Annotated in this window: 8 protein-coding genes; 3 read left to right on the top strand and 5 right to left on the bottom strand. The window is 37.6% G+C overall.

Features of this window, described 5'->3' with window-relative positions; translation table 11 throughout:
- From ABGX27_05700 to ABGX27_05690, 3 genes are all read left to right on the top strand, one after another.
- A partial coding sequence (locus tag ABGX27_05700; protein ID MEO2068989.1) for a hypothetical protein occupies positions 1-419 on the top strand: 419 nt, incomplete at its 5' end.
- Entirely contained in the window at positions 416-1,285 is an 870-nt protein-coding gene (locus ABGX27_05695; protein ID MEO2068988.1) for an MnmC family methyltransferase, read from the top strand. The genes ABGX27_05700 and ABGX27_05695, both read left to right, overlap by 4 nt.
- A 46-nt stretch (positions 1,286-1,331) precedes the next feature.
- Positions 1,332-1,835, top strand: coding sequence for a BCAM0308 family protein (locus ABGX27_05690; protein MEO2068987.1), 504 nt, complete (start codon positions 1,332-1,334; stop codon positions 1,833-1,835).
- 29 nt (positions 1,836-1,864) lie between these two features.
- Here ABGX27_05690 and atpE read toward each other — a convergent pair whose 3' ends face one another.
- Genes atpE through hemL form a run of 5 tightly spaced genes read right to left on the bottom strand, consistent with a single transcriptional unit; the run spans position 1,865 to position 4,792 of the window.
- Complete coding sequence (gene atpE / locus ABGX27_05685; GenBank protein MEO2068986.1) at positions 1,865-2,209, bottom strand: ATP synthase F0 subunit C; 345 nt, start codon at positions 2,207-2,209, stop codon at positions 1,865-1,867.
- 20 nt (positions 2,210-2,229) lie between these two features.
- Positions 2,230-2,898 carry a F0F1 ATP synthase subunit A gene (gene atpB, locus ABGX27_05680; GenBank protein MEO2068985.1) on the bottom strand — a complete coding sequence of 223 codons (669 nt, stop codon included), beginning with the start codon at positions 2,896-2,898 and terminating at the stop codon, positions 2,230-2,232.
- The gene (locus ABGX27_05675) at positions 2,880-3,272 is read right to left on the bottom strand and encodes a hypothetical protein (protein MEO2068984.1); all 393 of its coding nucleotides are present in this window, start codon (positions 3,270-3,272) and stop codon (positions 2,880-2,882) included. The genes atpB and ABGX27_05675 overlap by 19 nt, the downstream gene beginning before the upstream one ends.
- The gene (locus tag ABGX27_05670; GenBank protein MEO2068983.1) at positions 3,269-3,478 is read right to left on the bottom strand and encodes an AtpZ/AtpI family protein; all 210 of its coding nucleotides are present in this window, start codon (positions 3,476-3,478) and stop codon (positions 3,269-3,271) included. The genes ABGX27_05675 and ABGX27_05670 overlap by 4 nt, the downstream gene beginning before the upstream one ends.
- A gap of 12 nt (positions 3,479-3,490) precedes the next feature.
- Entirely contained in the window at positions 3,491-4,792 is a 1,302-nt protein-coding gene (gene hemL / locus ABGX27_05665) for a glutamate-1-semialdehyde 2,1-aminomutase (GenBank protein ID MEO2068982.1), read from the bottom strand.
- Positions 4,793-4,904 lie beyond the last annotated feature (112 nt).

The raw sequence follows: 4,904 nt of genomic DNA, 5'->3' as shown, positions 1-4,904 counted from the left end.
GGAATCTATGTTTGGAAAGGGGAACTGTGCTTCTTGCTTACTATCCTTTAGAATGTTCATCGTCGGTTGGAAAAATAGGTAGTAGATGCAAGTCTATTTTTAACTTAGGGGAAATTAGAAATTACAGGGTCATTTTCGAAGAGTATGAAAAGTGGGACTTAAAAGGTAGAGTTAATGTAATATTAAATGCTTCTCTTGAGGATTTAGTGAATTTTTACCGGAAGGGAAAGCATTATGAAATAAAGATTCTTCTAAAATCTTTAAAGTTTAAGTATGAGGATAGAGAAACTTTCTTTAGAAAGCTTGAAAAGGGTATAAGAAAAATTTTTGAAAATTCTTCCAAAGGTTTTTCGGTTACAGTTGAATTCTTACCTGATAACAGATTAATGCATAAACCATTCAGAAAGAGAGTACTATGAACATTAGGGAAATCATTACTGAAGATGGTTCTGTTACTTTCATATCTTCACGGTTTAACGAACCTTATCACTCTGTTACTGCTGGGGCTTTTAGAGAGGCTATAGAAAAATTTTGTAAACCTTGTCTTATAGAAGAGAAAGCGAGGAAAGGAGAAGTAAACCTCTTTGATGTCTGTTTCGGACTCGGTTATAACAGTTTAGCGTTTCTGGATACAGTTTTTAAGGTAAATCCTTCTGCACAGGTTCACATTGTAGGTTTTGAGTTTGATATTAAAGTTATAGAAAATTCCGCGAGATTACGCTGGGGAAAGTTTGAAAGATGGAAGAAAATCTTGAAAGTTGCTTTAAGAAATAAAGCCTTTGAAGAAGGTTTTTTTACTTTGAATTACTTTTCTCCAATTCCTCCAAAAATAAAACTTAAAATTTATATAGGTGAAGGTAGAGAGATTGTAAAGAGATTTGGACACAAGTACATAAACTTTGCTGATGCTATCTTTCACGATCCTTTTTCTCCAAAAGTGAATCCTGAACTCTGGACTTTAGAATTTTTTGAGAGTTTAAAAAAAATAATAAAAAAGGACGGAATACTTGCTACATATTCGGCAGCCTCTTGCGTAAGAAAAGCTTTGCATATGGCTGGGTTTGGAGTAAAAGAGGGAGTTGCCATTGGTAGGAAATCAAAGTCTACGTTAGCCTCTTTAAAATTTGAAACTGACGAAAGACTCCTTAAAAAATTCTCTATTTCAGTAGAGTCAACTCCTTTTAGAGACTTGAAGTTGAAAGATTCTCGGGAGTTAATAAAGGCAAGAAGAAAAGGGTGCATATTCCTTCAGAGTACTGTCATTCCTATAGCGCCGATATATTAATTAACCTAAATTAAAAAATAGATATCAAACCTTAAGGAGGAAAAATATGGGAGGGCAAAGCTATATCCCAGCTGGCAGAAAAGAATATACTTGGGAAAGTGATAATCCTTACTACGAGAGAAAGAAGTATCCAGAACCAACAAAGTGTCCCGAGTGTGGAGCAATCTTTAAAGATGGAAGATGGCAGTGGCCTGAACAGATTAATGGAGAGATTCCGAAAGATTTACACGAAACTCTTTGTCCGGCGTGCAGAAGGAAAAGGGATAGATATCCGGGAGGTTTCTTATACTTAAGTGGTAAATTCTTTGAAGAACATAAAGAGGACATTTTAAATACGATTAAGAATGTGATTGATGAGGTTTCGGCCCAAAGACCTCTTCAAAGAATTTTGTGGACAAAAGAAACAGAGAATGGAATAGAGATAGCAACGACAAGTGAGCACTTGGCAAGACATTTAGGAGAGGCTGTTAATAATGCGTTCAAAGGAGATTTTAAAGTTAATTATAGTGAAGGACAGAAGTTAGCAAGAGTTTTTTGGCATAGAGATTAAAATATTAAAGGGGGCAAAGCCCCCTCCTATTAACCAACGAGTGGGTTAGCGTATAGAAGGATGAGTGCAATAACGAGACCGTAGATAGCAAGAGCTTCAATAATAGCAAGACCGATGAACATTGTTGTTGTGAGTTTACCGGCCATTTGTGGGTTTCTTGCCATTCCTTCGCAAGCACCTCTTACAGCTTGACCCTGTCCAGCACCAGCTCCACCAGCGGCAGGACCGATAGCAAGTCCAGCTCCGATAGCAGAGAGACCAAGGATTAGAGCCTTTCCAGATTCTCCACTTCCTTCACCAGCAAGTGCTGGAAGAGCTCCTACTACAAGTAGGAAGAGAGTGAAAAGTAGGCTCTTGAGAGAAGTCTTTTTCATCAGCTACCTCCTGTAAAGTTTTATGCGTGTTCTTCCTCATGCTCTTCTATAGCAGTAGCAATGTATACAACTGTTAGTATACAGAAGATAAACGTTTGTAGGAAGCTGTTGGCAAATACTATGAACTCACCTGCAACAGGAACAAAGAATGGAACGAGCATTAACGCTACCAAAACAACCATCTCGTCACCAAACATGTTTCCAAATAAACGGAAAGATAGAGAAAGAATTCTTGAAAGGTGAGATACTATCTCAATTGGGAACATAATTGGTGCCATCCATGTGACAGGACCTGCAAAGTGCTTAATATAGTTAACAAAACCGTGTTTTTTAATACCTTCATAGTTGTAAACTAGGAATGAAATTATTGCTAATGCTAAGGTTGTATTTAGGTTTGCAGTTGGTTGTGTAAGTCCTGGGATAAGACCCATAAGGTTTCCACAGAGGATAAATACTGCAAGCCCTGCTATAAGTGGGAAAAACTTTCTACCGTAGCTTCCCATTGCATCTTCAAGGGTATAAACAATAAAAGATGTTAGAGACTCTAAGACGTACTGAACTTTGTCAGGAAATTTCTTGAGGTTCTTGCCGAATATGTAGGCGAATGTTAGCACTACTGCCATCATAAGCCATGTCATTGTTACGTGGTCTGGAATTCCAACAATCTTGATTATGCTTCCGTGTTCCATCCTCTCCACTCCTTGTAGTGTTTTATTACAGACAGAATAAGCCCTACATTGGTGGCTGCGACGGCGAGAATTATAGCAAAGAAGTCAAGTTGAGTAAACAAGGTTGCTGTACCTATTAGTATAGATGCAACAAACAAATATCTCCAAAAGAAACCAGACTTTGGAAAATAGTTAGCTTTTACAAGGATAGGTACTCGTCTTGAAAACTTAACTAATAAAATATAGTCGAGGATCATTACTCCATAACCTATAGAGAAAGAAAGGAGGAAATAGGTGTTCCAGTTGGTTAAAAGTCCTGAGAGAAGAAGGACTACCCCGTAAAGAACAAGAAGGATAGAAAACAAACTCCTTATAAAGGTTTCAAATTCTCTCATTTAGAAACCTTCTTTAGTTCTCTATAAAGGTTTTTAAGACCTGCTGCAAATCCAATTAGTAGCCAAAAGATAGTCATAAAAGGGAAGATGTCAAAGGTTCTATCAAGATAGTAGCCTATAGCAACGCCAATTATGATGGCGAGGGTGAACTGAACCCCCACCATCATATAGGAAGTTTTTTCTATGTAATCTTTTAGCTTACCCATTTTATATCTCTCTTATAGCATATCCTTTACTTCTTTAAACGCTACTTTAGCAGCTTCGATAGTTTTCTCTATGTCTTCCTCTGTATGTGCTGTTGACATAAACGCTACTTCAAACTGAGATGGTGCAAGGTATACTCCCTGTTCTAGCATCTTTCTAAAGAACTTAGCATAAGCGTCTGTATTTGATGTTAAAGCATCTTGGTAATTTTTTACATCCTTGTTTGTAAAGTAAACTATTGAAATACTTTCAATCATCTTAAAGCAGAGCTTGTCGTAAATTCCTGCTTCTTTAGCCGCCTCTTTCAAACCTTCGGAAAGTTTTTCTGTTTTCTTTTTCAAACTTTCGTAAACGCCTTCTTGCTGTAGGAGTTCCAACGTTTTAATACCTGCAATCATAGCAAGTGGATTTCCAGAAAGAGTTCCTGCTTGGTAAACTGGACCTTCTGGTGCAAGGTAGTCCATTATTTCCTTCTTCCCTCCGAATGCTCCAACAGGAAGACCACCACCTATGATTTTGCCAAAGCAAGAAAGATCTGGATTTATTCCGAAATACTCCTGAGCTCCTCCAAGGGAAAGTCTAAATCCTGTTATTACTTCGTCAAAGATAAGAATAATACCTTTTTCAAGAGTTATTTCTCTAACCTTCTCTAAGTATCCTTCTTCAGGGATTATGAGACCTGCGTTTGCCATAACAGGTTCCATAATAACTGCAGCGACGTCATCCCCAACTTCGTCAATTACTTTCTTTAGGGCATCTATATCGTTAAATGGAACTGTAATTGTGTGTTTGGCAAAATCTTCTGGAATTCCTGGACTTGTTGGAACTCCAAAAGTTGTAAGTCCGGAACCAGCTTTAACAAGAAGGGCGTCAACGTGACCATGATAACCACCTTCAAACTTAATTACTTTGTTTCTTCCTGTATAACCTCTTGCAAGTCTTATTGCAGACATAGTCGCTTCTGTTCCGGAGTTAACCATTCTTACTTTTTCAACAGAAGGAACAAGATCTACTATCATTTTTGCAAGCTTCACTTCAAGTTCAGTTGGAGCTCCGTAACTTGTTCCTTTTTCGGCTTGTTCTTGAATAGCTTTAATTACTTCAGGATGGGCGTGTCCTAAGATCATTGGTCCCCAAGAGCATACATAATCAATGTATTCATTTCCATCTACATCCCAAATATGAGAACCTTGGGCTTTTGCTATAAACCTGGGGGTATCACCAACAGATTTAAATGCTCTTACTGGACTGTTTACTCCTCCAGGAATGTATTTTTTAGCTTCCTCAAAAAGGGTTTTAGAACGTTCAACTTTCATTTTTACCTCCCTTTATTACGTTATCTAGAATTTCTTGAATTACACTTTTCAATGCTGGTAGCTCGTTAATTACAACGTCATAGATAATGGGAACGGAAACTCCAAAATACTC

The organism is Desulfurobacteriaceae bacterium (assembly GCA_039832905.1).
Classification (GTDB): Bacteria; Aquificota; Aquificia; order Desulfurobacteriales; family Desulfurobacteriaceae; genus Desulfurobacterium.
Note: the sequence above shows the minus strand (reverse complement) of the source record. Positions and strands in the feature narration are given on the sequence as shown.